20 protein-coding genes are annotated in these 23,556 nt (G+C 69.4%); 10 read left to right on the top strand and 10 right to left on the bottom strand.

The window, feature by feature from the left end; translation table 11 throughout:
* Positions 1-212: 212 nt before the first annotated feature.
* Together P7A99_RS20245 and P7A99_RS20240 are read right to left on the bottom strand one after the other, a co-directional pair.
* Entirely contained in the window at positions 213-641 is a 429-nt protein-coding gene (locus P7A99_RS20245) for a J domain-containing protein (protein WP_277795612.1), read from the bottom strand.
* Positions 642-671: 30 nt separating this feature from the next.
* On the bottom strand, positions 672-1,508 hold the full coding sequence (locus P7A99_RS20240) for a division plane positioning ATPase MipZ (protein WP_277795562.1): 837 nt from the start codon (positions 1,506-1,508) through the stop codon (positions 672-674).
* Between the two features lie 201 nt (positions 1,509-1,709).
* Between P7A99_RS20240 and panC the strand changes: the two genes are divergently transcribed.
* Complete coding sequence (gene panC / locus P7A99_RS20235; protein ID WP_277795561.1) at positions 1,710-2,558, top strand: pantoate--beta-alanine ligase; 849 nt, start codon at positions 1,710-1,712, stop codon at positions 2,556-2,558.
* A 182-nt stretch (positions 2,559-2,740) separates the two neighbouring features.
* Here panC and P7A99_RS20230 read toward each other — a convergent pair whose 3' ends face one another.
* Complete coding sequence (locus P7A99_RS20230) at positions 2,741-3,139, bottom strand: DUF1489 family protein (protein WP_277795560.1); 399 nt, start codon at positions 3,137-3,139, stop codon at positions 2,741-2,743.
* Positions 3,140-3,252: 113 nt separating this feature from the next.
* The gene (locus tag P7A99_RS20225; RefSeq protein WP_277795559.1) at positions 3,253-5,217 is read right to left on the bottom strand and encodes an acetyl/propionyl/methylcrotonyl-CoA carboxylase subunit alpha; all 1,965 of its coding nucleotides are present in this window, start codon (positions 5,215-5,217) and stop codon (positions 3,253-3,255) included.
* 259 nt (positions 5,218-5,476) lie between these two features.
* Here P7A99_RS20225 and P7A99_RS20220 point away from each other — a divergent pair, with 259 nt between their 5' ends.
* A complete protein-coding gene (locus P7A99_RS20220; RefSeq protein ID WP_277795558.1) occupies positions 5,477-6,460 on the top strand; it encodes a glycoside hydrolase family 43 protein in 984 nt (327 codons plus the stop codon).
* A gap of 171 nt (positions 6,461-6,631) precedes the next feature.
* Here the strand turns inward: P7A99_RS20220 and P7A99_RS20215 are convergent, their stop codons facing one another.
* On the bottom strand, positions 6,632-7,549 hold the full coding sequence (locus P7A99_RS20215; protein ID WP_277795557.1) for an SUMF1/EgtB/PvdO family nonheme iron enzyme: 918 nt from the start codon (positions 7,547-7,549) through the stop codon (positions 6,632-6,634).
* Positions 7,549-9,318 carry an arylsulfatase gene (locus tag P7A99_RS20210; protein WP_277795556.1) on the bottom strand — a complete coding sequence of 590 codons (1,770 nt, stop codon included), beginning with the start codon at positions 9,316-9,318 and terminating at the stop codon, positions 7,549-7,551. The genes P7A99_RS20215 and P7A99_RS20210 overlap by 1 nt, the downstream gene beginning before the upstream one ends.
* Positions 9,319-9,545: 227 nt before the next feature.
* Here P7A99_RS20210 and P7A99_RS20205 point away from each other — a divergent pair, with 227 nt between their 5' ends.
* From P7A99_RS20205 to P7A99_RS20170, 8 genes are all read left to right on the top strand, one after another.
* On the top strand, positions 9,546-12,029 hold the full coding sequence (locus P7A99_RS20205) for a TonB-dependent receptor (protein WP_277795555.1): 2,484 nt from the start codon (positions 9,546-9,548) through the stop codon (positions 12,027-12,029).
* A gap of 162 nt (positions 12,030-12,191) precedes the next feature.
* Positions 12,192-13,211 (top strand): aldo/keto reductase, encoded by a 1,020-nt coding sequence (locus tag P7A99_RS20200; RefSeq protein ID WP_277795554.1) that lies wholly within the window; start codon positions 12,192-12,194, stop codon positions 13,209-13,211.
* Positions 13,208-13,501 (top strand): UxaA family hydrolase, encoded by a 294-nt coding sequence (locus P7A99_RS20195; protein ID WP_277795553.1) that lies wholly within the window; start codon positions 13,208-13,210, stop codon positions 13,499-13,501. The genes P7A99_RS20200 and P7A99_RS20195 overlap by 4 nt, the downstream gene beginning before the upstream one ends.
* A complete protein-coding gene (locus P7A99_RS20190; RefSeq protein ID WP_277795552.1) occupies positions 13,498-14,706 on the top strand; it encodes a UxaA family hydrolase in 1,209 nt (402 codons plus the stop codon). Before P7A99_RS20195 ends, P7A99_RS20190 begins: the two co-directional genes overlap by 4 nt.
* Before the next feature lie 12 nt (positions 14,707-14,718).
* Positions 14,719-15,447, top strand: a complete 729-nt coding sequence (locus tag P7A99_RS20185) for an SDR family oxidoreductase (protein WP_277795551.1) — start codon at positions 14,719-14,721, stop codon at positions 15,445-15,447.
* A 1-nt stretch (position 15,448) separates the two neighbouring features.
* Entirely contained in the window at positions 15,449-15,793 is a 345-nt protein-coding gene (locus tag P7A99_RS20180; RefSeq protein WP_277795550.1) for an L-rhamnose mutarotase, read from the top strand.
* Positions 15,794-15,857: 64 nt separating this feature from the next.
* Entirely contained in the window at positions 15,858-18,203 is a 2,346-nt protein-coding gene (locus P7A99_RS20175) for a glycoside hydrolase family 95 protein (RefSeq protein ID WP_277795549.1), read from the top strand.
* Positions 18,200-19,408 (top strand): glycoside hydrolase family protein, encoded by a 1,209-nt coding sequence (locus P7A99_RS20170; RefSeq protein ID WP_277795548.1) that lies wholly within the window; start codon positions 18,200-18,202, stop codon positions 19,406-19,408. Before P7A99_RS20175 ends, P7A99_RS20170 begins: the two co-directional genes overlap by 4 nt.
* On the opposite strand, the gene P7A99_RS20165 is transcribed toward P7A99_RS20170, so the two are convergent.
* From P7A99_RS20165 to fucP, 4 genes are read right to left on the bottom strand one after another with little or no spacing between them, the layout of a single operon-like run.
* Positions 19,405-20,184: an IclR family transcriptional regulator gene (locus P7A99_RS20165; RefSeq protein ID WP_277795547.1), complete on the bottom strand. Its 780-nt coding sequence runs from the start codon at positions 20,182-20,184 to the stop codon at positions 19,405-19,407. The two genes, P7A99_RS20170 and P7A99_RS20165, sit on opposite strands and share 4 nt — an antisense overlap.
* Positions 20,185-20,189: 5 nt before the next feature.
* Positions 20,190-20,993 carry an amidohydrolase family protein gene (locus P7A99_RS20160; RefSeq protein ID WP_277795546.1) on the bottom strand — a complete coding sequence of 268 codons (804 nt, stop codon included), beginning with the start codon at positions 20,991-20,993 and terminating at the stop codon, positions 20,190-20,192.
* Positions 20,987-22,000, bottom strand: a complete 1,014-nt coding sequence (locus tag P7A99_RS20155; RefSeq protein WP_277795545.1) for a zinc-binding alcohol dehydrogenase family protein — start codon at positions 21,998-22,000, stop codon at positions 20,987-20,989. The genes P7A99_RS20160 and P7A99_RS20155 overlap by 7 nt, the downstream gene beginning before the upstream one ends.
* A gap of 2 nt (positions 22,001-22,002) precedes the next feature.
* Complete coding sequence (fucP, locus tag P7A99_RS20150; RefSeq protein ID WP_277795544.1) at positions 22,003-23,301, bottom strand: L-fucose:H+ symporter permease; 1,299 nt, start codon at positions 23,299-23,301, stop codon at positions 22,003-22,005.
* Positions 23,302-23,556 lie beyond the last annotated feature (255 nt).

The raw sequence follows: 23,556 nt of genomic DNA, 5'->3' as shown, positions 1-23,556 counted from the left end.
AATTGAAAAGCCGGCAACCTCACGGTTGCCGGCTTTTTCATTGCACTTGAACGGGTCGTTTCCCCTCCTCCGAGCATCCCCGCGAAGGCGGGGATCCAAGCAGAGGCAGCGGGTCTATCGCCGAGCGCGCTTCACCCTGAAAATCAGCTTGGGTCCCCGCCTTCGCGGGGATTGAACGGTGATGGGTGCGCAGAGGTCCGGGCGCCGGGGCCTCACCGCCCCTTCAGCAGTCGATCCCGCGCCGCGTTCAGCTGCGCGGCCAGGCCCGCCGTGCCGCCCTTGTCGGGATGGGCCAGGCGGATCAGGCGGGCATAGGCGGCCTGGATCTCGTCGGGGCCGGCCTTGGCGTCGACGCCGAGAATGGAGCGGGCCTCGCTGGCCGACAGCTGGGCCTTGCCCGTTTCGGAGACCTTGCGGATCACCGGCCGCTGGCGGGCCGAGGTGGCGCACCACAGACCCAGCACGCACAGCGCCAGGGTCGCCGGCCACTGACTGCGGACGCCGGCATAGGCGGCGGCGGCGAAGGCGGCGGCCGAGGCCACGCCGGCGCCGACGCGCCAGCCCTCGCCGACCAGAAGCGGCTTTCGCTTTCCCCACAGCAGCCAGGCGACGACCACCGCGCCGAGGATCAGATAGAACAGCATGCGCGGACCCGGCGCCGCCCCAACGGATTACTGGGCGGCGAGCAGAGTTTCGCCCGAGAAGGCGGCCAGGCCAAGCGAGTGCATCAGGGCCCGCAACTCCTGGCGCGCGGCCAGATGCTGCAGCGACACCGGCACCGGACGCACCTGGGTCGACAGGTCGGCGATGGTCAGGCCGAACGGGAACAGTTCGCGATAGATCACGCGGTCGCGCAGGCCGGGGCCCATGCGGAAGCCCACGCGCTTGGCCAGGGCCGTCAGGCGGTCTTCCAGGCGCTTGCGGTTACGGGCCTCGGTGGTGGCCAGGCGGTTGCGCAGCACCACCCAGTCCAGCGGCTGGCGCTGGCCGGCCATGGCGCGGGCCTTGCGGGCCTCCCACACCGTCTGGGAATAGAGGCTGGGCTTCTGCAGCTCCATGGTCACCGGGTCGACGTGGCCCAGCATGTCGAAGTCGACGAAGCTGTCGTTCATCGGGGTGACGATCAGGTCGGCCAGGCCGTGGGCCATGCGCGTGATCTGGGTGTCGCCGCCGGGGGTGTCGATCAGCACGAAGTCGGCGACCTCGCGCGCGGCCAGGAACGCCTTCTCGAACGCGGCGACCTGCTCGGCCTCGGATCCGGCGGCCAGGGCCACGTCATCCTCGCTGAGACGGAAGGTCTGCGGCATCGGCAGCTTGACGTCGTTGCCGGCCAGCCAGGCCGCGCGGTTCTCGCAGAACCGCATGCTGGTGCACTGGCGCAGGTCCAGGTCCATGATGGCGACCCGGGCGCCGCCGTACAGCAGCGACGTCATCAGGTGCATCGCGATGGTGGACTTGCCGGCACCGCCCTTTTCGTTGCCGACGACGATCACGCGCGTTTCGGCCATAGGCTTCATCCTTCGTTCCGCCGACTCGGGCGAATCTAACCAAAATCTTAACGCGCATGAAACGCCCTGCGCGCTCCTAGCGTCAATCTTATGGCGCCCTGCGTCCACAGACTCGGTGTCGCAGGTGGACCCGCTGTCCCATATCGGCCATAAGCCGCGCGTCCGAACGCTCGTTTTTGCGTCGCAGCAGAGTCCCCCGACATGACCCGTATCGTCCGCACCGTCGCCGAACTGCGTGAACAGGTCCGCGCCTGGAAAGCCGCCGGCGAGCAGGTGGGGCTGATTCCGACCATGGGCGCGCTGCACGACGGCCACCTGTCGCTGATCCGCCTGGCCCAGACCCGCGTGAAGCGCACGGTGGCCAGCGTCTTCGTCAATCCCAAGCAGTTCGCCCCGCACGAGGACTTCGACGCCTATCCGCGCGGCGAAGCCCGCGACGCCGAACTTCTCGAAAGCGCCGGCTGCGACCTGCTGTTCGCGCCTAATGCGGCCGAAATGTACCCGCAGGGCTTCTCCACCACGATCAACCTGACGGGCGTCTCCGAACCGCTGGAAGGCGCGGCCCGCCCGCAGTTCTTCGGCGGCGTGGCCACCGTCGTCACCAAGCTGCTGATCCAGGCGGAACCGGACATCGCCGTCTTCGGCGAGAAGGACTACCAGCAGCTTCAGGTCATCCGCCGCGTGACCCGTGACCTTGATCTGCCCGTCGAGATCGTCGGCGCCCCGACCGCCCGCGCCGAGGACGGCCTGGCCCTCTCCTCGCGCAACGCCTACCTGTCGCCCGAGGAACGCGCCGCCGCCGTGGCCCTGCCCGACGCCATGAAGGCCGCCATCGCCGCCGTGCAGGCCGGCGAGCGCGTCGAGACGGCCGAGGCCGCCGGCAAGGCCGCGCTAGAGGCCGCCGGCTTCAGGCAGGTGGACTATTTCGATTTCCGCGACGCCGACGACCTGTCGCGTCTGGGGCCGGACGCGCTGCATGGCGCAAAGGCTCGCCTGCTGGCGGCCGCCTGGCTGGGCAAGACCCGCCTGATCGACAACATGGGCGCCTGAACGGGGGGGCGCCTGAGACGGCGCCCTTAAGCCTTCGTCACCAGGGCTAGGCCGACGGCGATCATCATCGCCAGGAACAGCAGACCCATGCCGAGCGCCATATAGGCCAGTCGCATCTTCGCTCTCCCCGTGAAGGTCGAGCGAGGATCGTCGCACGCCTGGGTTGATGATCCGCTAAGCGGTCACCAGGCGCCCAGCTCCCGCAGTTGGCGAGCCAGCTCGGGCGGCATTTCGGCGGCCTCGCCCTCGGTGAGGTCGGGCGGCGCGTCCTCGGGCTTCAGATAGCGCCAGCCCTGGAAGGCCCGGCGCGGCTGCGGCGCGACGCGGACGATGTTCGGATCGACCGTCACCTCGCAGCGCGCATTCTGCCCCTCGCCCACCGTGTCGATGGCCAGGATCGTCTGGCGGCACAGCACCTGGCCCTTGAACACGCGATACAGCGAGCCGCCGTCGAGGATCTCGTCGATCCGCTTGGGCGTCATCCGGGTGTGCATCACCCACGGATGGCCTTCCTTGTGCCAGGCGACGAGGTCGTCGATCGTGTCGCAGCCGACGACCAGCTTGATCATGTGCAGAGCCATGAGGCCGATTTAGCGCGTGGTGGCCGCGGCGCAAGCGGAAGGCTCGGACGAGCCCCGCTCCTCACCCGTAAAATCCCCGCTTTCGCGGGGATTTTACGGAGCTTGAGAGCTGGTTAGCCGGCCGCCTCCAGCCGCGCCAGCACCACGCCCTCGGCCACCTGGCCGCCGGCCACGGCCGACAGTTCGCCGACCACGCCGTCGAACGGGGCGGCCAGGGCGTGTTCCATCTTCATGGCTTCCAGCACCAACAGGGTCTGACCCTTGGTGACGGCCTGGCCGGCCGAGACCGCCACCGACACCACCTTGCCCGGCATGGGCGACAGGATCGCCCCGTCCGACGCCGCGCCATGGGCGCCGCCGCCGACTTGAGGCGCGAAATCGAACTCCCGCACGTCGCCGCCCTCGAACACATAGAGCGGATCGCGGCCGTAGACGCCGGGCAGCACGTCGACGTCGTCGAGCGGCCGGCCGTCCTCGACGGTGATGTCCCACGACCAGTCGTCGCCCGCGCCGGTCACCAGGCCCACGCGCAGCGGCACCCTGGCGCCGTCCACGGTCAGCGGCAGCGCCATGGCGGCGCGCGGCGCGCCCATGCGGAAGCCCAGCAGGCGCGACGGCGCGCTGGCCCACGGATCGGCCTTGGGCTGGTCGGCGGCCATGAAGGTCTCCAGCCGCTGGCCGATCGCGGCCAGGGTCGGAGCGTCAGAGAACCGGCGCTCGGTCAGCTCGTCCAGCCGCGCGGCGATGAAGCCGGTGTCGATCGCGCCCTCGACGAAGTCCGGATGGCTGGCGCAGGCGGCCAGGAAGGCGGCGTTGGTCTTCACGGGATAGACCTCGACCAGCTTGCAGGCCTCGGCCAGGCGATGGGCCGCGTCCTCGCGGTCGACGCCGTGGGCGATCAGCTTGGCGATCATCGGATCATAGAAGGGCGTGACCTCGCCGCCCTCCTCCACCGCGCTGTCGACGCGCACGTCGCCCTCGGGCAGGCGGAAATGCTTCAGCGGACCGGTCGAGGGCAGGAAGCCGGTGGCCGGGTTCTCGGCATAGAGGCGCGCCTCCATGGCCCAGCCCTGCAGCTCGATCTCGTCCTGCGCCAGGGGCAAGGGCTCGCCCGAGGCGACGCGCAGTTGCCATTCGACCAGGTCCTGGCCGGTGACCATCTCGGTGACCGGATGCTCGACCTGCAGGCGGGTGTTCATCTCCATGAACCAGATGCGGTCGGCGCGCAGGCCCTCGCTGGCGTCGGCGATGAACTCCACCGTGCCCGCGCCCACATAGCCGACGGCCTGGGCCGCGCGCACGGCCGCCCCGCACACCGCCTCACGCGTCTCCTCGTCCATGCCGGGGGCCGGAGCCTCCTCGATGACCTTCTGGTGGCGGCGTTGCAGCGAGCAGTCGCGCTCGAACAGGTGGACGACATCGCCGAACTGGTCGCCGAACACCTGCACCTCGATGTGGCGCGGGCTGGTGATCCATTTCTCAAGCAGGACGCGGTCGTCGCCGAAGCTGGCGGCGGCCTCGCGGCGGCACGAGCCCAGGGCTTCGACGAAATCTTCGGCCCGGTCGACCTTGCGCATGCCCTTGCCGCCGCCGCCGGCCACGGCCTTGATCAGCACGGGGAAGCCGATCTTCCCAGCCTCGGCGGTCAGCCGCTCGACCGACTGGTCGTCGCCCAGATAGCCGGGCGTGGTCGGCACGCCGGCCTCGATCATGACCTTCTTGGCGGCGTCCTTCAGGCCCATGGCGCGGATCGCCGACGGCGGCGGGCCGATCCAGACGAGCCCTGCATCGATCACCGCCTGGGCGAAGTCGGCGTTTTCCGACAGGAAGCCGTAGCCGGGGTGGATCGCCTCGGCGCCGGTCTGGCGCGCGGCGGCCAGGATCTTGGCCGGGTCGAGATAGCTCTCACGGGCCGGCGAGCCGCCGATCAGGATGGCCATGTCGGCCTCCATCACGAACGGGGCGTGGGTGTCGGCCTCGGAATGGACGGCGATGGTGCGAACGCCCATCTCGCGCGCGGTGCGGATGATCCGGCGCGCGATCTCGCCGCGATTGGCGATCAGAACCGACTCGATCAACGCGTTCCTCCTCGGGACGAGGCGGTATAGGGCCAGCCTCTGTCGCATGCTTCGTTATCGGCCGAGGTTTATGCCCTAAAACACCGATAGACCAGCACGACCTTTGCCGCACACCACGGCAACGCCGCCAGCTTGCCCCCTGCCCTCGCCGTTGCAAAGCGCCGCCATGTCTTCCTAGATCGCGCTCCGTAAAAGCGTGCCTGGAGGAAACATGGCCATCGACACCTCGCGACGGGCTGTGGCCCTCGGGACAGCCGCCATGGCGCTCCTTCCCGCCGCTGCCCGCGCCGAGCCGACGCTGCGCCTGCCGAACATGCCGCTGCACGACCCGTTCATGGTCGCCGACCAGAAGGCGGGCCTCTACCGGCTCTACACGTCCAACATCGCCCGCCTCAGCGGAACGCCGGGCCTGGGCGTGATGATGTATGTCAGCCACGATCTGCTGGACTGGGAAAAGCCGCGCTGCGTTTTTCGGGCGCCCACCGACGCCTGGTTCAAGGGCGGGGCCTGGGCGCCGGAGGTTCATGAGTGGCGGGGCCGCTGGTTCCTGTTCGCCACCTTCCACGACGAGGCGGCCCTGCTGCCGCCGACCGGCAAGCGCAAGCCCTACCGGCGCGGCACGATCCTGGCGGTCGCCGACAGTCCCGAGGGCCCGTTCACCGTGGTCCGCGCCGGCGAGCCGGTCGCGCCGAAAGCGCTGATGACCTTGGACGGCACGCTCTATATCGCGCCCGACGGGCGGCCCTGGTACGTCTATTCGCGCGAATGGCTGCAGGTGGGCGACGGGGCGATCGAGGCCCTGCCCCTGACCGACGATCTGGCCGCCGCCGGTCCGCCCCGCACGCTGTTCACCGCCAGCCAGGCGCCGTGGGCCGACGGCAAGAAGCAGCCGGAAGGCGATCTGGCCTACGTCACCGACGGCCCGCAGCTGTTCACGACGAAGACGGGCCAACTGCTGATGCTGTGGTCCAGCTACGACAAGAACGGTTACGTCCAGTCGCAAGCCCGCTCGAAAAGCGGAACGATCGAAGGGCCCTGGGAGCAGTTGCCGCCGCTGGTCCGCCATGACAGCGGCCACGGCATGCTGTTCCACCGCTTCGACGGCCAGTTGATGATGGTGGTCCACCGCCCCTTCAAGAACGCCCGCGGCAAGCTCTACGAGATGCGCGACGCGGGGGATCGGCTGGAGATCGTGCGCCAGCGGGTGGATCTGGATGGGGATCCCAAACCCCTCTCTCTTTGAGAGAGGGAGGGGCCCGCCGCGCAAGCGGTGGGAGGGTGAGAGGTTTCACCGCCTGCCGGCAAAATACCGCCCGCTCCAACATCCCAGCGCAACACAAAGATCCGTACTCCAGTCCGACAAGCTGAAACCTCTCACCCTCCCATGGCTTCGCCATGGCCCCCTCCCTCTCTCTCAGAGAGAGGGTTTTGCATACGCCACCCGGAACCCCACGTGCGAGGTCCCGATGCCCTCCTCCTGGGCCTGCCAGGCGGCGGGGCGGAAGTTGGCGCAGTAGTTGAAGGCGCAGAGGAACGAGCCGCCCTTGATCAGGCGTTCGACGCCCGAGGTTCCGGCGGCGCTGGCCGTCCACTCCCAGACGTTGCCGATCATGTCGACCAGGCCGAAGGCGTTGGGCGAGAAGCAGCCGACCGGCGCGAGACCGGTGAAGTGGTCCTCATTGCTCTGGGCCAACGGAAACTCGCCCTGCCAGGTGTTGGCCATGGGCTTGCCGTCGTCGTCATAGGCCCAGGCCTGGGGCGCGCGCGGACCGGACTGGTCGCCGCGCGCGGCCCGCTCCCACTCGGCTTCGGTAGGCAGGCGGCCGCCGGCCCAGCGGGCATAGGCGGCCGCGTCGGCATAGGCCACGTGCACCACCGGTTCGTCGGCATGGGCCAGGTCGTCGGCCCCGCCGCCGTGCGGCCGGCGCCAGTTGGCGCGCGGCGTCAGCTTCCACCACTGGGCCGCATCATCCATGCCCGACAGGTGTTCCGGCTGGACGAACACCGCCGAGGCCCCGTCGCGCTCGCCTTGCGTGACATAGCCGGTGGCGTCGACGAAGGCGGCGAACTGGCGGTTGGTCACCTCGTGGCGGTCGAGCCAGAAGCCCTCGACCTTGACCGCCCTGCCCGGTCGCCCGGGGCCGTCCTCGCCCAGCGACACCTGGCCGGCGGGAATGAAAGCGCGGCCTTCCTGGGTCTTGCAGGCGCCCGCGGGCGCGGCGCGGATCGCCGCAACCTCGACGCCAGCCGGATCGGCGGTCGTGAAGCCGCCGGCCGCAAGGCCCGCGACCAGGGCGACCACCGCCGCGGCTCCAGGAAGGCCGCGCCGCATCAGCGCGCGCCGGCCTTGGCGGGCGCGGCGCTACCAGCCGCGGGCGGCGGCGGCAGGACCACGCCGTTCTGGGCGGCGTAGCGGTTCCAGGCCTCGACCAGTTCCTTCAGCTTGTCGGGTTGGCTGGACGCCAGATCAACGGCCTCGGCCGGATCGCTCTTGAGGTTGAAGAGCTGCCAGTTGGCCGGCAGCACCGCCTCGCGTGAATAGGCCGCCCCTCCTGGGGCCGACGGCAGATAGACCGCCTTCCATTCGCCCTGGCGCACGGCGCGTCGGAAGAACAGCTCCCAGGCCACCAGGTCCTGCGGTCCGCGCACCCCGGCGTCGGCGCTGGCCAGGGCTGGCACCCACGAGCGGCCGATCGAGGGCGCAACGGCGCGGCCGCGATAGGTCTCGGGACGCTTCACCCCGGCCAGTTCCAGCACCGTGGCCTCGACGTCGGCCACGTGGGCCAGGGAGTCGACGATGCGGCCGTCGCCCTTGACGCCCGGCCCCTCGACGATGGCCGGCGTGTGGATGCCGCCCTCTGTGGTGTAGCCCTTGACCTGGCGGGTCGGCGCCGTGGCCGCCTGGGCCCAGCCCGGGCCGTAGCCCACGTGCGAGGAGCCGGCGCCCAGATTGTCGAAGCTGTTGTCGATGCCCAGCGTGGCGATCTTGGCCGGATCGGCGACGCCGCGCACGGTGTCGATACGGCTGCCCTCGGCGCCATTGTCCGACAGGAAGACGATGACGGTGTTTTCGTACTGGCCCGAGGCCTTCAGCGCAGCGACCACCTTGCCGATGTTCTGGTCCATGCGGTCGACCATCGCCGCGTAGATCTCCATGCGGCGCGACTGGTCCTTCTTCTGCTCAGGCGTCAGGGACTTCCAGGCTGGTGTGTCGATGAACGGGTGCGGCTTGACGTCCTTCGGAACCAGACCCAGCGCCTTCAGCCTGGCCAGCCGCTGCTCGCGCAGCGCCTCGTAGCCGGCGTCGTACCGGCCCTTGTACTTGGCGATGGTCTCGGGCGGGGCTTGCAGCGGCCAGTGCGGCTCGGTGAAGGTCAGGTAGGCGAAGAACGGCCGGCTGTCGCCCGCGCCCTCGCGGATGAACTGGGCCATCTTGTCGCCGTAGAAGTCGGCCGAGTAGACGCCCTTGGGATAGGTCACCACCTTGCCGTCTTCGCGGAAGGTCGAGGCGGCGCCGGCTGCCTTGTAGGCCTCGGTCTGGTCCTCGCCGAAGTGGTTCTGCAACCCCTGCAGCAGGGCGTAGGAACGCTCGAAGCCGCGCGCCGTCGGCGACTGGTCGTCGGCCAAACCGAGGTGCCACTTGCCGGCCATCAGGGTGCGATAGCCGCCGTCGCGCAGCAGCTCGGCCACGGTCACCGAACGCTCGTTGAGATAGCCCTCGTAGCCCGGCCGGCCCTTCTGCCCCGGGGTCAGCACCTCGGCCATCGAGCCCAGGCCCACCTGATGATTGTCGGACCCCGTCATCAGCATCGAGCGGGTCGGCGAGCAGGTCGGCGCGGTGTGGAAGCCCGACAGCCGCACGCCGGCCTTGGCCAGGGCGTCGAGATTGGGCGTCTCGATCTCGCCGCCGAACGCGCCCAGATCAGAATAGCCCAAGTCATCGGCGACGATGACCAAGAAGTTCGGACGCTTCTCGACGGCGCGGGTCGCGGCTGGAACCGTAGGTTCCGCGGCGTAGGCGAAGCCGCCCGCAAGGCTGGTCGCGGCGATCAGGGCGCCGGCCAGAAGCCGTCCGCGCAGGGTCGTGTGATGGGTCTTCATGACGCTTTCCCTCGTGTTCTCCCTGTCCCCTAAGGCCTATGGCGCCAAGCGCTCTTACGACAATTTCGAAACGCCCTGTTGAGAATTTCTGCAATGCCGATCGGAGTAGTTGGGATTTAAAGCTCCCTCCGCACCGCAACGACGACGCATCGGCGAAGGGCCCGCCGACGCGTCATTCAACGTCGTTTTTCTGCGGTTGTTCTTGCCGTTTATGGGGGCTCCTCGCGATGTCGGGCGTACTCGTTTCTATTCACCAGGCGAATACTCGCCGTGACCACAACCAAGGCGCGGCGCTGCGCCGCCTGACCCTGGCCGCCTCGTGCGTCGCCCTCATGGCCGGCGCCGCGCCCGCCTTCGCCGCCGAGACTCCTGCGAGCCCCGAGCCGACCACCGCCTCGGCGGACGACGCCGTGGGCCTCGAGCCGACCACCGCCTCGGCCGACGACGCCGTCGGCCTCGACGCCGTGGTCGTCACCGCCCGCCGCCGCGACGAGGACGCCCAGACCGTGCCCGTCGCCGTCTCGGCCTTCGGCGGCGCCCAGCTGGAAGCCGCCCGCGCCTTCAACGTCCGCGACCTGCAGACCCTGTCGCCCAGCCTGTCGGTCAGCGTCACCAACCCGCGCAACACCAGCATCAACATCCGAGGTCTGGGCAACAACGTCTCGGTCTATAACGACGGCCTGCAATCGGCCGTCGGCGTCTATCTCGACCAGGTGTATCTCGGCCGTCCGGGCCAGGCGGTGTTCGACCTCGCCGACCTCGACTCCGTGCAGGTGCTGCGCGGCCCGCAGGGCACGCTGTTCGGCAAGAACACCTCGGCCGGCGCCCTCGTGATCGCCACCAAGGAACCCAAGTTCACGCCGGAGTTCTCGGCCGACGTCACCGGCGGCAACTACGACTACTTCCAGGCCCACCTGATCACCTCGGGCCCGATCGTCGAGGACAAGCTGGCCTACCGCGTCTCGCTGGCCAACACCCAGCGCGGCGGCTACATGACCAACGTCTATGACGGGTCGAAAACCCAGGATTATCACGACTTCGGCGGCCGGGTTCAGTTCCTGCTGACCCCGAACGAAAGCCTTTCGATCAAGCTTTCAGGCGACTACGGCCAGCAGTATTCCAACACCAGCGCCAGCGTGCTGACCGGCCTCTTCACCAACTACGCCGACAGCGGCGCGGCCTATCCGAACGGCTATCTGGCCCGCGCCGCCCGCGTCGGCTTCACGCCGCCGCCGATCGATCCGGAGGCGCGCCGCGTCTCGACCAACACCAAGAACAGCTATTTCGAGACCCATGGCGGGGTCTCGGCCATCGTCGACTACAAGCTGGCCGACGCCACCATCACTTCAGTCACCGCCTGGCGCGGCTGGCGCTGGCGGCCGCACAACGACGCCGACGGCACGACCGTCTCGGCGATCATCGACGCCCACCAGGACAACGACCAGCAGCAGTTCAGCCAGGAACTGCGCATCCGCTCGGAAGGCGACCGCAAGCTCGATTACGTCGCCGGCCTCTACTACTTCTGGCAGGACCTCGAGGCCGAGGCGGTCAACTACTACGGCCCGGCGGCGGCCGACTGGCTGCTGGCCCCGGCGGCGGCCTCGGCCACGGTGCGGGCGGCGGCGCTGAACAACTACTCGATCGTCAGCCACTCCAGCCCGGAGACCACCAGCGCGGCGGCCTTCGCGCAGGGCACCTGGCACGTCACCGACCGCTTCGATATCACCGGCGGGCTGCGCTACACCTACGAGAAGATGACCGGCTGGTTCGACCAGACGGCCTGGGGCGCGGACCTTTCGGGCCTCAGCAGCGCCGACCAGGCCACGGCCCGCAACCTGCGCGCCCGCTTCGGCGCGGCCAACAGCTTCTCGTCCAAGACCTCTGGCGACAGCCTCACCGGCAACATCACCCTGGCCTACACCTTCGACAACGGCCCGCTGGTCTATGCGACCTACGCGCGGGGCTACAAGGCCGGCGGCCTGAACCTGTCGAACATCAACACCTCCGGCGCCAACGCCGTCGATCCGGTCATCGCGCCGGAGACCATCGACGCCTATGAGGCGGGCCTGAAGAGCACCTGGTTCGACCGTCGCCTGACCGCCAACCTCGCCCTCTTCTGGACCGAGGACGACGGCTACCAGACCACGGCGGTCAATCTGATCAACAACGCCAGCTACCTGACCAACGCCGGCAGCGTGCGCAGTCGCGGCGTCGAGCTTGATTTGCGGGCGGCGCCGATCGAGGGCCTGACCCTCTACGGTTCGACCACCTACAACGACGCCAGCTATACCAGCTACGAGCAGGCCGCCTGCCCGATCGAGATTCAGCTGGCGACCTATTGCAACCTCACCGGCCGCCGCCTGCCCGGCGCGTCGCTGTGGGCCGCCTCGACGGGCGGCGAATACCGCAGGGCCGCCGGAACCTGGCGTGGCGACGGCCTGACGGCCTATGCCGGCTACGACGCCAGCTACAAGTCGTCCTACTACACCAGCGCCTCGAACTCGGAATATTCGAAGATCAAGGGCTACACCCTGCTGAACCTGCGGGCCGGGATCGGCGCCGAGGACGGCAGCTGGGACCTTCAGGTCTGGGGCCGCAACGTCTTCGACAAGCTCTACTACCTGTCGCTCGGCGCGGGGAACACCGGCGCCATCACCGGCACGCTTGGCGATCCGCGCACCTTCGGCGTCACCCTGCGCGTGCGGCGCTAGACCTCTTCTTCTCCTGCTTCCCCTGACTGGGCCCGCTTCACGGCGGGCCCTTTTTCTTTGGCCGGATGGCTGCGCTTGATGCTTGGCCGATTGACTCGTTGCGTGACCAATGGAATTTTACCAGCAACATCGATTTTATAAATAAACGGGATGGAAGCGCGAATGGACGTCGCCCAACAGCGATCGCAGACCCTGGCGCGGCTGCCGCGACTGGGCTTCGGCGGCGCGGCCGTGGGCAACCTCTATGCCGCCGTCTCCGACGCCCAGGCCCGAGCGGTGATCGACGCGGCGCTGGCCGCGGGCATCCGCTATTTCGACACCGCCCCGCACTACGGCTTCGGCCTCAGCGAGACCCGCCACGGCGAGGCGCTGGCCGGCCGCGAGGTGATGATCTCCACCAAGGTCGGCCGCGTGCTGGAGCCGGTCGCCTTCCCCGCCCGCGATCGCCACGGCTTCGTCGACGCCGCCCCGTTCGAGCCGGTGTTCGACTACAGCTACGACGGCGTCATGCGGTCGTTCGAGGCCAGCCTCCAACGGCTGCAACGCGACCGGGTCGACATCCTGCTGGCCCACGACCTGGGCCGCGACACCCACGGCGAGGCCCACGCCAGCCACATGCGCGCCTTCCTGGACGGCGGCTACAAGGCCATGCGCGAGCTGAAGGACGCGGGCGCGGCCGGCGCCATCGGGCTGGGCGTCAACGAACAGGCGGTCTGCGACGAGGCGCTGGACCACGCCGACCTCGACGTCTTCCTGCTGGCCGGCCGCTACACCCTGCTGGAACAGACCGCGCTGGACGGCTTCCTGCCCCGTTGCGAGCAGCGCGGCGTGAAGATCATCGTCGGCGGGCCGTTCAATTCCGGCGCCCTGGTCGAGACGCCCGGCGGGGGTCCGATCCACTACAACTACGCCCCGGCCGACGCCGGGATCGTCGCGCGGGTGGAGCGCCTGCGCCGGGTCTGCGCCGCCCATGGCGTTCCGCTGGCGGCCGCCGCCCTGCAATTTCCCCTCGCCCACCCGGCCGTGGCCAGCGTCATCCCGGGCATGGCCAGCCCGGCTCAGGTCGCCGACGCCGTGGCCTGGATGGAGGCCCCGCTTCCCGCCGCCCTCTGGAACGACCTGCGCGCCGAAGGCCTGCTGCATCCAGGCGCGCCCACGCCCGCCTCGCGAGCCGCCGCGTGAAGCCGATCCTGCTGCATCCGGACGACAACGTCCTCGTGCTGGCCGCCGCGATCCAGGCCGGCCAGGCGATCGAGATCGACGGCGCGACATTGGCTGCGCCCCAGGACGTCGCCGTCGGTCACAAGATCGCCCGCCATGCCCTCAGCGTCGGCGACAAGGTGCTGAAGTACGGCGCGCCGATCGGATCGATGACCGCGCCCGCCACGGCCGGCGCCCACGTCCACATGCACAACATGAAGAGCGACTACATCGCCAGCCACACCCGGCAAGCCACCGGAGAGGCGTCATGAGCGCGCTCACCGGCTTCCTGCGCGCCGACGGCCGCAAGGGCATCCGCAACGTCGTGGCGGTGGCCTACCTCGTCGAGTGCGCCCACCACGTGGCCCGGACGATCGTCACCAGGAGCGACGACACCGACGTCCACCTGATCGGCTTTCCCGGCTGCTATCCCAACGCCTACGCGCTGAAGGTCATGCAGGCGATCGGCACGCATCCCAATGTCGGCGGGGTGCTGCTGATCTCGCTGGGCTGCGAGAGCTTCAATCGCGAGGCCCTGCGCGCCGTGATCGCCGCCAGCGGCCGCCCAGTCGAGGTGCTGGTCATCCAGGAAAGCGGCGGCACCGCCGAGACGGTCCGCAAGGGCGTCGAGGCCGTGGCGCGCCTGAAGGCCACCGCCGACCAGACGCCGCGCGTTCCCATGGACGTCTCCGAACTGGTCATCGGCACCATCTGCGGCGGCTCGGACGGCACCAGCGGCATCACCGCCAACCCCGCCGTCGGCCGGGCCTTCGACCGCCTGGGCGCGGCCGGCGCGGCCTGCGTCTTCGAGGAGACGGGCGAACTGGTGGGCTGCGAGAAGATCATGGCCGACCGGGCCCTGACCCCGGAACTCGGGATCGAACTGGAAGCCAGCGTCCGCAAGGCCGAGGCCTACTACACCGTCATGGGCTACGGCAGCTTCGCGCCCGGCAACGCCGAGGGCGGGCTGACCACCCAGGAAGAGAAGTCGATGGGGGCCTATTCCAAGTCGGGCTCGGCCCCGATCGTCGGCATCCTCAAGCCCGGCGACCAGCCGGTCAGCGGCGGCCTCTACCTGCTCGACGTTGTGCCCGACGGCGAGGTGCGGTTCGGCTTTCCCAACATCTCCGACAACGCCGAGATCGTCGAACTGATCGCCTGCGGGGCGCACCTGACGCTCTTCACCACCGGCCGCGGCTCGGTCGTCGGCTCGGCGATCTCGCCGGTCATCAAGGTCTGCGCCAATCCCGAGACCTACCGCAAGCTCTCCGGCGACATGGACGTCGACGCCGGCCGGATCATGGAAGGCCGCGGCACGCTCGACGAGGTCGGCGACGAGATCTTCGACCTGGTCCTGGCCGTGGCCGGCGGGGCGCGGACGGTGTCCGAGGCGCTGGGCCACCAGGAATTCATCCTCACCTACAAGGCCTTCGACCCGATCGGTCCGGCCTGCCTGCCGCTGCGGCGCGTGAGTTAAGGGGCGACACCGATGGGAAGACTTTCAGGCAAGACCGCCCTGGTCACGGCGGCCGCCCAGGGCATCGGCAAGGCCAGCGCCGAGCTCTTCGCCCGCGAAGGCGCGCGGGTGATCGCCACCGACCTCAACGGGGATCTGCTGGCCGGCATCGAAGGCTGCGAAGGCCGCCGCCTCGACGTGCGCGATCCCGACGCCATCACCGCCCTGGCCGCAGAACTGGGCGCGATCGACGTACTGTTCAACTGCGCCGGCTACGTCCATTCCGGCACGATCCTCGACTGCGACGAACAGGCCTGGGCCTTCTCCAACGACCTCAACGTCACGGCCCAGTACCGCGCGATCCGCGCCTTCCTGCCGGCCATGCTGGCGGCCGGCGGCGGCTCGATCGTCAACATGGCCTCGGTGGCCAGCTCGATCAAAGGCGTGCCGAACCGCTTTGCCTACGGCGCCACCAAGGCCGCGGTGATCGGCCTGACCAAGGCCGTGGCCGCCGACTTCGTGGGCCAGGGGATCCGCTGCAACGCCATCTGTCCGGGCACGGTCGACACGCCGTCGCTGAACCAGCGCCTGGCCGACACCGGCGACTACGAAGCCGCCCACCAGGCCTTCACCGCCCGCCAGCCGATGGGCCGCCTGGGCAAGCCGGAAGAGCTGGCCCAGCTGGCGCTGTATCTCGCCAGCGACGAGTCGGCCTTCACCACGGGCCAGATCCACATCATCGACGGCGGCTGGATCAACTGACGTGCGCCGCTGCCTCGCCCTCGACCTCAAGGACGACGCCGACCTGATCGCCCGCTACGAGGCCTGGCACCGCCCCGGCGCGGTTCCCGAACCCGTGGTCCGATCGATCCGGGCGGCCGGCATCCTCGAGATGGAGATCTGGCGGGTCCAGGATCGGCTGTTCATGCTCATCGAGGCGGGCCCCGATTTCTCGCCGCAGGCCAAGGCGGCGGCCGACATGGACTCGCGCGACGTCCGCGCCTGGGAGCGGCTGATGTCGGCCTTCCAGAAGCCCCTGCCCGGCTCGGCGTCCGACGAGAAGTGGCGCGACATGCGCCGGATCTTCGCCCTTTCCGAGCAGCCCTGACCCTCCGGCCGCTCTTCCCGACACCACGATTGTTTTCGCTTTCAGAACGAGGCACGGCGACAAGATGAATGTGACCCGCAGAACCGCCCTGGCCGCCACAGCCGGCGTCTCCCTGGTCGCCGCCTCGCCCGTGCGCGCCGCCCCCGCCAAGACCTCCGCGCCGCGCCTGTGGTATCGCCAGCCGGCCAAGGAATGGGTCGAGGCCCTGCCCGTCGGCTCGGGCAAGCTGGGCGCAATGGTGTTCGGCGGCGTCGCGGCCGAGCGCCTGCAACTGAACGAAGACACCCTGTGGGCGGGCGGCGCGTATGAGCCGATCAACCCCGAGGCCAACGCCGCCCTGCCCGAGATCCGCCGCCTGATCGACGCGGGCGAGTACGCCAAGGCCACCGATCTGGCCGACGCCAAGTTCATGGCCCTGCCCAAGCGCCAGATGTCGTACCAGACCATCGGCGACCTCAAGCTCGACTTCCCCGGCCTGCCGCAGGCCGTCGAAGGCTATGTCCGCGACCTCGATCTCGACGGCGCGATCACCACCACGCACTTCACCGCCGGCGGCGTCAGCCACCTGCGCGAGGTCATCGCCAGCCATCCCGACGGCGTCATCGCCGTGCGCCTGACCGCCAGCCGCAAGGGGGCGATCGATGTCGACCTGTCGTTCAGCTCCCCTCTCAAGTCCAAGCCCGCCTCATCGGTCGAGGGCGCGCACCTGATCCTCGCCGGCAAGAACGAGGCCTCGCAGGGCATCGACGCCCGCCTGACCTTCGAGACCCGCGTCGAGGTCCGCGCCAAGGGCGGCCAGGTCTCGGGCGCCGACGGCAAGCTGTCGGTGAAGGGCGCCGACGAGGTGCTGCTGCTGATCGCCGCCGCCACCAGCTATCGCCGCTATGACGACGTCTCGGGCGACCCGGCCGTGCTGAACAAGGCCACGCTCGCCAAGCTCAAGGGCAAGCCCTGGGCGAAGATCCTGGCCGAGCACCAGGCCGATCACCGCGCCCTGTTCCGCCGCTTCAGCGTCGACTTCGGCCGAACCCGCGCCGACCTCCTGCCCACTGACGAGCGGATCAAGCAGTCGCCGACTACCGACGATCCGTCGCTGGAGGCCCTGTACTTCCAGTACGGCCGCTACCTGCTGATCGCCTGCTCGCGCCCGGGCAGCCAGCCGGCCAACCTGCAGGGAATCTGGAACGACAAGACCTTCGCCCCCTGGGGCGGCAAGTACACGATCAACATCAACACCGAGATGAACTACTGGCCGGCCGAGCCGACCGACCTGCCCGAGCTGGTCGAGCCGCTGATCGCGCTGGTTTCCGACATCGCCCAGACCGGCGAGCGCATGGCCAGGGCCATGTACGGCGCCCGCGGCTGGGTCACCCACCACAACACCGACCTCTGGAGAGCAACGGGTCCGATCGACGGCGCCAAGTTCGGCGTCTGGCCCACCGGCGGCGCCTGGCTGTGCAAGCACGTCTGGGATCACTATGACTACGGCCGCGACAAGGCCTATCTGGCCCGCGTCTATCCGCTGATGAAGGGCTCGGCCCGCTTCTTCCTCGACACCCTGGTGGTCGACCCGAAGTTCGGCGTGCTGGTGACCAACCCGTCGATCTCGCCCGAGAACAACCACGGCCACGGCTCGTCCCTGGTCGCCGGGCCGACCATGGACCAGGCGATCATCCGCGACCTGTTCGACAACTGCCTGAAGGCCGAGGCGATCCTGGGTGCTGACGCCGCCTTCGTCGCCGAGGTGAAGGCCGCCCGCGACAAGCTCGCCCCCTACAAGATCGGCAAGGACGGCCAACTTCAGGAGTGGCAGGAGGACTGGGACGCCGACGCCAACGACATCCATCACCGCCACGTCTCCCACCTCTACGGCCTGTTTCCGTCTGACCAGATCTCGGTCGACACCACGCCGGATCTCGCCAAGGCGGCCAGGACCTCGCTGGTCACGCGCGGCGACCTGTCGACCGGCTGGGCCATCGCCTGGCGCCTGAACCTCTGGGCCCGCCTGGGCGACGGCGACCGCGCCCACAGCATCCTCAAGCTGTTGCTGGGTCCCGAGCGCACCTATCCCAACATGTTCGACGCCCACCCGCCGTTCCAGATCGACGGCAATTTCGGCGGAACCTCGGGCATGACCGAGCTGGTCATGCAGAGCCGCAATGACCGCATCTACCTACTGCCGGCCCTGCCCAAGAGCTGGCCCACCGGCCAGATGACCGGCCTGCGCGCCCGCGGCGCGGTCGGCGTCGACGTGCGCTGGAGCGGCGGCAAGCTGACCGAGGCCGTCCTGACCGCCAAGGAAGCCGGCAGGCACACCGTGGTGCTGGCCGGCTCGACGCTGGATCTCGACCTCAAGAAAGGCCAGCGCGTGCGGCTGGCCGCCGCCAACGGCGTGCTTAAGCGGGCATGACGCGCCAGGTGTCCAAGCGGAGTTTTTCGATTTCGTCGCGTTCGAGCACGCTGGCCCTGGCGGCGGCGCTGTTCCTGGCTCCGATCGCCCCGCCCGCCGTCGCGGCGGCTCAGGCGCCGGCCGCCCCGGCTGCCCCAGAGGTCGTGCCGACGCTCGGCCCCAAGCCCTTCATCGGCTACTTCAAGCCCATGCCGCGCGCCAGGCTGTCGACGACCGCCTGGGGCGCAGCCGAGGTCGGACCGCGCGATCCGCGCAACGGCCTGGAAGACCTCTCGATGGCCCGGTGGAACTACTGGGACGGCCAGATCCTGAAAGGTCCCGACGGCAAGTACCGCATGTTCGCCAGCCGCTGGGACCAGGCGCTGGGCCACAAAGCCTGGGGCCAGTCGCTGGCCGTCAGCGCGATCAGCGACACCCTCTATGGCCCCTATCGCGACCGCGGCCTGACCTGGCCCGACAACCAGGGCGGCCTTGGCCACAACGTCACGGCCCTGAAGATGCACGACGGCCGCTACGCCGTGGTGGTCAGCGAGACACGCGGCGGCGACGTCTTCGTTTCCGACAGCATCGACGGTCCCTGGACGCAGCTCGGAACGATCAGCTTCGACCAGAGCCGCTTCCAGCTGGTCAAGACGCCCGGCGACGCAGCCCTGCGTGACACGCCGACCGCCACGCCCGCAAAGCCGGCCAATTTCAGCGTCCTGCTGCGGCCCGACGGCGCCTATCAGATCGTGCCGCGCTCGGGCCAGATCCTGATCAGCCGAGCCGGAATTCTCGGCCCCTACGAAGTGATGGGCGACAGCGTCTATCGCGGCGTCGACGGCATACCGCAGCGCGACATGCGCGCCTTCGAGGACCCCGTGCTCTGGTACAGCGGCGGCCTCTACCACATCGTCGTCAACCAGTGGCGCGAGCGCCGCGCCTATCACCTGGTCTCGCGCGACGGCGTCACGGGGTGGCGCGTCCAGGGCCTGGCCTACGAGCCCGGCGCCGACTTCATCCGCTACGCCGACGGGACCAAGAACCACTGGAACAAGCTCGAACGCCCGGGCGTGGTGATGGAGAACGGCCACATCGTCGCCATGACCTTCTCCGTCGTCGACACCCCCAAGGACGACCAGACCGGCGACAACGACCACGGCAGCAAGATCATCGTCGTGCCCTTCGATGGCGCGGCGATGGACCGGGACCTGGCGGGGCTTTAGACCCCGTTCCTCGCCGTCGGGCCGATCTCGGCGCTGATGGCGGCGGCGTGGCGTTGCAGGTTGGCGATGGTGTCGGGCATCGAGATCGCGCTGGGCGTATCGACATAGGGGCAGGTCAGAGCCGCCACCACGCCGTCGGCCCCGTGGACGGGAACCGACAGGTCGATGACGGCCGATGTCACGTAGCTGGCCGCCTGCACGTGGCCGTCCCTGCGGGCCTGGGCCGCGGCGGCCAGGAAAGTCTCCCAGGCCGACTTGGCGACCCCCTCGCGCAGTTGCCCGCCCCAACGCTCGCGCACCCGCTCGGGCTGGAAGGCGAACAGCACGAGGCCCGAGGTCGCCTCGACGATCTTGCGGCGATAGCCCACGCGCACGGAATAGCCCTGGTCGCCCGGGGCCTCGATGCGCGCCACCACCACCATCTGGTCGCCGCTGGCCACGGCCAGGTGGCACGACTGGCCGGTGACCTGGCACGAGGCCCGCATCTCCGGCAGGGCCGCTTCCAGAAGGTCCTTGGCCGGCGCGCGGGTCATGCCCAGGGCGAACAGTTTGTTGGTCAGCACCAGGCCGTCCTCGTCGGCGGCGCGGCCGACATAGCCCCGCGCCTCCAGCACCTGGACCATCCGGAACAGCTCGCTGGACGAGCGGTCGAGCGCCGCCGAGATCTGCGCCAGGGTCAGGCCGCCCCGGTGCGCGGCCAAGAGCTCCAGCACGTCGAGGCCCTTTTCCAGGGCGGGAGCGCGATATTCTCGCTTCTTGGCGGGCGCGTCGGACATGGCTTCTATAAGCGATAGAATCGGCGCGCCGTCTCGCCAAATAGCGCCGCTCGCCCGGCCGGCGGGACCCAGGCCTCGCCCATCTCCCGCCAGCTGGCGTAGTCGCCGGCCAGGTTCAGCACCGGCCAGTCGCTGCCCCACATCAGCCGCTCGGGGCCGAACACGTCCAGCAGATGCGCGACATAGGGTGCGACCGCCTCGATGGTCGCCGCCTCCCCCGCCTCGGTCAGCAGGCCCGAGAGCTTGCAGTGCACGCCCTGCTCGGCCGCCAGGGCGGCGATGTCGCCCCGCCAGGGATCAAGCCTCCCCTCCCCGATCGCCGGCTTGCCGCCGTGGTCGATCACCACCCGCAGCTCCGGCCAGCGCCGCACGAAGGCCAGCAAGGACGACAGATGGCGCGGCCTGACCAGCGCGTCGAAGGCCAGCCCGGCCTCAACCATCGCCGCGATCGCCGGTCCCAGGGCCGGATCGAGGATCCAGTCCGACGCCAGGTCCTGAAGCATCGGCCGCAGGCCTTTGAGTTTCGGATCCCTTGCCAGGGCCAGAACCTTCGCCGGCGCGTCGGGCGCGGCCAGGTCCGTCCAGCCTACGACGCCCAGCGCCAGTGGATCGGCCGCGGCCAGCTCCAGCAGCCATGCCGTGTCGCGCTCGCTGGGCTGCGACTGCACCAGCACCACGCCGTCCGGTCCGCCCGCCGCGCGCAGGTCGTCCAGGCCAAAGTCGCGATGGATCGCCGACAGGTCCGGCGTCGGCCATTCGTGGTCGTTTTTCCCAATCCGCCAGACGTGGCAGTGGGCGTCGATCAGCACGCGACGATGGCCTTGATCACCCCGGCCGCCGGCTCCATCCAGCCCGGCAGCGCCTGGGCCAGATCCCGCAGCTCGGCCTTATGGCTGTTCAGCGCCGCCGTCGGCACCAGGCCCGCCCGGATCGCCGCCAGCACGTGCTCGAAATCCTCGATCGTGGCGTTGCGGCTGCCCAGCAGCGACATCTCGCGCTTGTGGAACTCGGGGTCGGAGAAGGTGATGTCGGCCGCCACCACCGAGATCAGCACATAGCTGCCGCCGTGGCCGACATAGGCAAAGCCCTGCTCCATCGCCGCCGGATTGCCGGTGGCGTCGAACACCACGTCATAGAACGCCCCGTCGGTCAGTTCGGACAGCGACTCGGCCGTCCGGTCGCTCAGGCTCACCGCCTGTTCGACGCCCAGATGCTCGGCGCAGAACGCCAGCCGGTCCTCGCGACCGTCCAGCACCGTCACCCGCGCCCCGGCCAGCCGCGCGAACAGCGCGGCGGCGATGCCGATCGGCCCTGCGCCGACCACCAGCGCCGACTGCCCCGGCTCGATCCGCGCCCGGCGCACGGCGTGGGCGCCGATGGCGAGGAACTCGACCATGGCCGCCTCGTCCAGCCCCACGCCCTGCACCTTGCGCACGAAGCCCTGCGGCACGGCCAGGTACTCGGCCAGGCCGCCGTCGATGTGCACGCCCAGCACCCGGATGTTCATGCAGCAGTTGGTCTTGCCCTTGGCGCAGGCCGGGCACGACCCACACGACAGGTAGGGCATGACATAGGCGTGGTCGCCGGGGGCCAGCCCGCCGCCCGCCGGCGCGGCGACCACCTCGCCCGACAGCTCATGGCCCATCACCCGCGGATAGGACAGATAGGGCTGGGTGCCGCGATAGATGTGCATGTCGGTGCCGCACACCCCTACCCTGCGCACGCGCAGCAGAACCTCGTCCGGCCCCGGCGCCGGCATCGGCCGGCGCTCCAGCACCAGTTCGCCGGGCGCGGCGCAGACCAGAACATCCATCATCCTCAGTGACCTCCGACCAGCACGGCGTCGTGGGCGCTCACCTCGCGTCGGCGGGCGGTGATCGCGAACAGCCCGACTACGGCGAAGCAGGCGCAGGGCACGAGGATCGCCGTCCGGATCGAGCTGGCGTCCGACAGCGCGCCCATCGCCGCCGTCAGCACCGCCCCGCCGATGATGCTCATCACCAGGAACGACGAGCCGGTTTTGGTCAGCGGTCCCAGGCCCTTCAGCGAACTGGCGAAGATGGTCGGGAACATGATCGACATGAAGAAGCTGGTGGCCGCCAGGGCCAACAGGCCCGTGTGGCCGCCGACAGCCACGGCCACCAGGGTCAAGGCCACGTTGGCGGCGGCGAACAGCGCCATCAGCCGCGAGGGATCGACCCGGCTCATCAGCGCCGTGCCGGCGAACCGGCCGGCCATGAAGCCGACCAGCGACCACGACAGATAGGCCGCCGCCGTCTTCTCGCCCATGCCCGGAACCTGATCCTGGCCGTAGCGGATCATGTAGCTCCACACGCCCACCTGGGCGCCGACATAGAAGAACTGCGCCGCCACCCCGAACAGGAAGCGCGGGCGCGAGAACAGGCCTAGGATCGGCTTGTCGGCCTTGTCTTCCGGCGCATCGGCGCTCGGACGGCTGGCCTGGATCGGAAAGCGCGTGAAGGCCACCAGCAGCGCCCAGGTCAGCACCACGGCGGCGATGATCAGGTAGGGAACCTGGGTCGACTGGGCCTCGGCGGCCTGGAAGGCCGACAGCTGCGCCGGCGTCATGGCCGCGAACTCCGCCTTGGTCGGCTCGACGCCCGACAGGATGAACTGGCGGCCGACCACCACGGCGGTGATCGCGCCCAGCGGATTGAAGGCCTGGGCCAGGTTCAACCGCTGCTCGGCCCGCGCGGGATCGCCCAGCACGGTGATCAGCGGATTGGCCGAGGTCTCCAGGAACGCCAGGCCCGAGGCAATGACGAACAGCGCGCTCAGGAACAGCTCGTAGCGGCGCAGCTCGGCCGCCGGCCAGAACAGCAGCGCCCCTGCCCCGAACAGGACGAGGCCGACGATCACCGCGGCCTTGTAGCCATGGCGGCGCATCAGGAGCCCCGCCGGCAGGGCCAGGAAGAAGTAGCCGAGATAGAAGGCCGACTGCACCAGGCCCGACTGCAGGTCGGTGAGGAAGAAGGCCTTCTTCAGGTGCGGGATCAGCACGTCATTGAGGTTGTTGGCCACGCCCCACAGGAAGAACAGCGCGACGATCAGCACCAGCGGCGCGAGGCCCGCGCGTGTTGTGGGGTCCTTGGTCATGACGCTTCTCCTCCCGGCCGCGCCCTCTGACGGAGCGCCTGCCGACAAGGCATCATATATGAACTAGATCGTCAAATATGAAATCTATCGCCTGACACGGAACGGCCGCGCTCAGCGAAAACAGGGCCGAAAACGACGAAAGCCCCCAGCGCTGGACTGGGGGCTTTACGTAGGAAGATTTGGGTGCGGGGACAGGATTTGAACCTGTGACCTTCAGGTTATGAGCCTGACGAGCTACCGGGCTGCTCCACCCCG

This window comes from Caulobacter endophyticus (assembly GCF_029543245.1).
Lineage (GTDB): Bacteria > Pseudomonadota > Alphaproteobacteria > Caulobacterales > Caulobacteraceae > Caulobacter > Caulobacter endophyticus_A.
This window is presented reverse-complemented; position numbering and strand designations above follow the sequence as displayed.

Coding starts and splice junctions, on each gene's coding strand:
- P7A99_RS20240 (WP_277795562.1), bottom strand. CDS start 1,508: ATGGCCGAAACGCGCGTGATCGTCGTCGGCAACGAAAAGGGCGGTGCC.
- panC (WP_277795561.1), top strand. CDS start 1,710: ATGACCCGTATCGTCCGCACCGTCGCCGAACTGCGTGAACAGGTCCGC.
- P7A99_RS20230 (WP_277795560.1), bottom strand. CDS start 3,139: ATGGCTCTGCACATGATCAAGCTGGTCGTCGGCTGCGACACGATCGAC.
- P7A99_RS20220 (WP_277795558.1), top strand. CDS start 5,477: ATGGCGCTCCTTCCCGCCGCTGCCCGCGCCGAGCCGACGCTGCGCCTG.
- P7A99_RS20215 (WP_277795557.1), bottom strand. CDS start 7,549: ATGCGGCGCGGCCTTCCTGGAGCCGCGGCGGTGGTCGCCCTGGTCGCG.
- P7A99_RS20210 (WP_277795556.1), bottom strand. CDS start 9,318: ATGAAGACCCATCACACGACCCTGCGCGGACGGCTTCTGGCCGGCGCC.
- P7A99_RS20205 (WP_277795555.1), top strand. CDS start 9,546: ATGTCGGGCGTACTCGTTTCTATTCACCAGGCGAATACTCGCCGTGAC.
- P7A99_RS20200 (WP_277795554.1), top strand. CDS start 12,192: ATGGACGTCGCCCAACAGCGATCGCAGACCCTGGCGCGGCTGCCGCGA.
- P7A99_RS20190 (WP_277795552.1), top strand. CDS start 13,498: ATGAGCGCGCTCACCGGCTTCCTGCGCGCCGACGGCCGCAAGGGCATC.
- P7A99_RS20185 (WP_277795551.1), top strand. CDS start 14,719: ATGGGAAGACTTTCAGGCAAGACCGCCCTGGTCACGGCGGCCGCCCAG.
- P7A99_RS20175 (WP_277795549.1), top strand. CDS start 15,858: ATGAATGTGACCCGCAGAACCGCCCTGGCCGCCACAGCCGGCGTCTCC.
- P7A99_RS20170 (WP_277795548.1), top strand. CDS start 18,200: ATGACGCGCCAGGTGTCCAAGCGGAGTTTTTCGATTTCGTCGCGTTCG.
- P7A99_RS20165 (WP_277795547.1), bottom strand. CDS start 20,184: ATGTCCGACGCGCCCGCCAAGAAGCGAGAATATCGCGCTCCCGCCCTG.
- P7A99_RS20155 (WP_277795545.1), bottom strand. CDS start 22,000: ATGATGGATGTTCTGGTCTGCGCCGCGCCCGGCGAACTGGTGCTGGAG.
- fucP (WP_277795544.1), bottom strand. CDS start 23,301: ATGACCAAGGACCCCACAACACGCGCGGGCCTCGCGCCGCTGGTGCTG.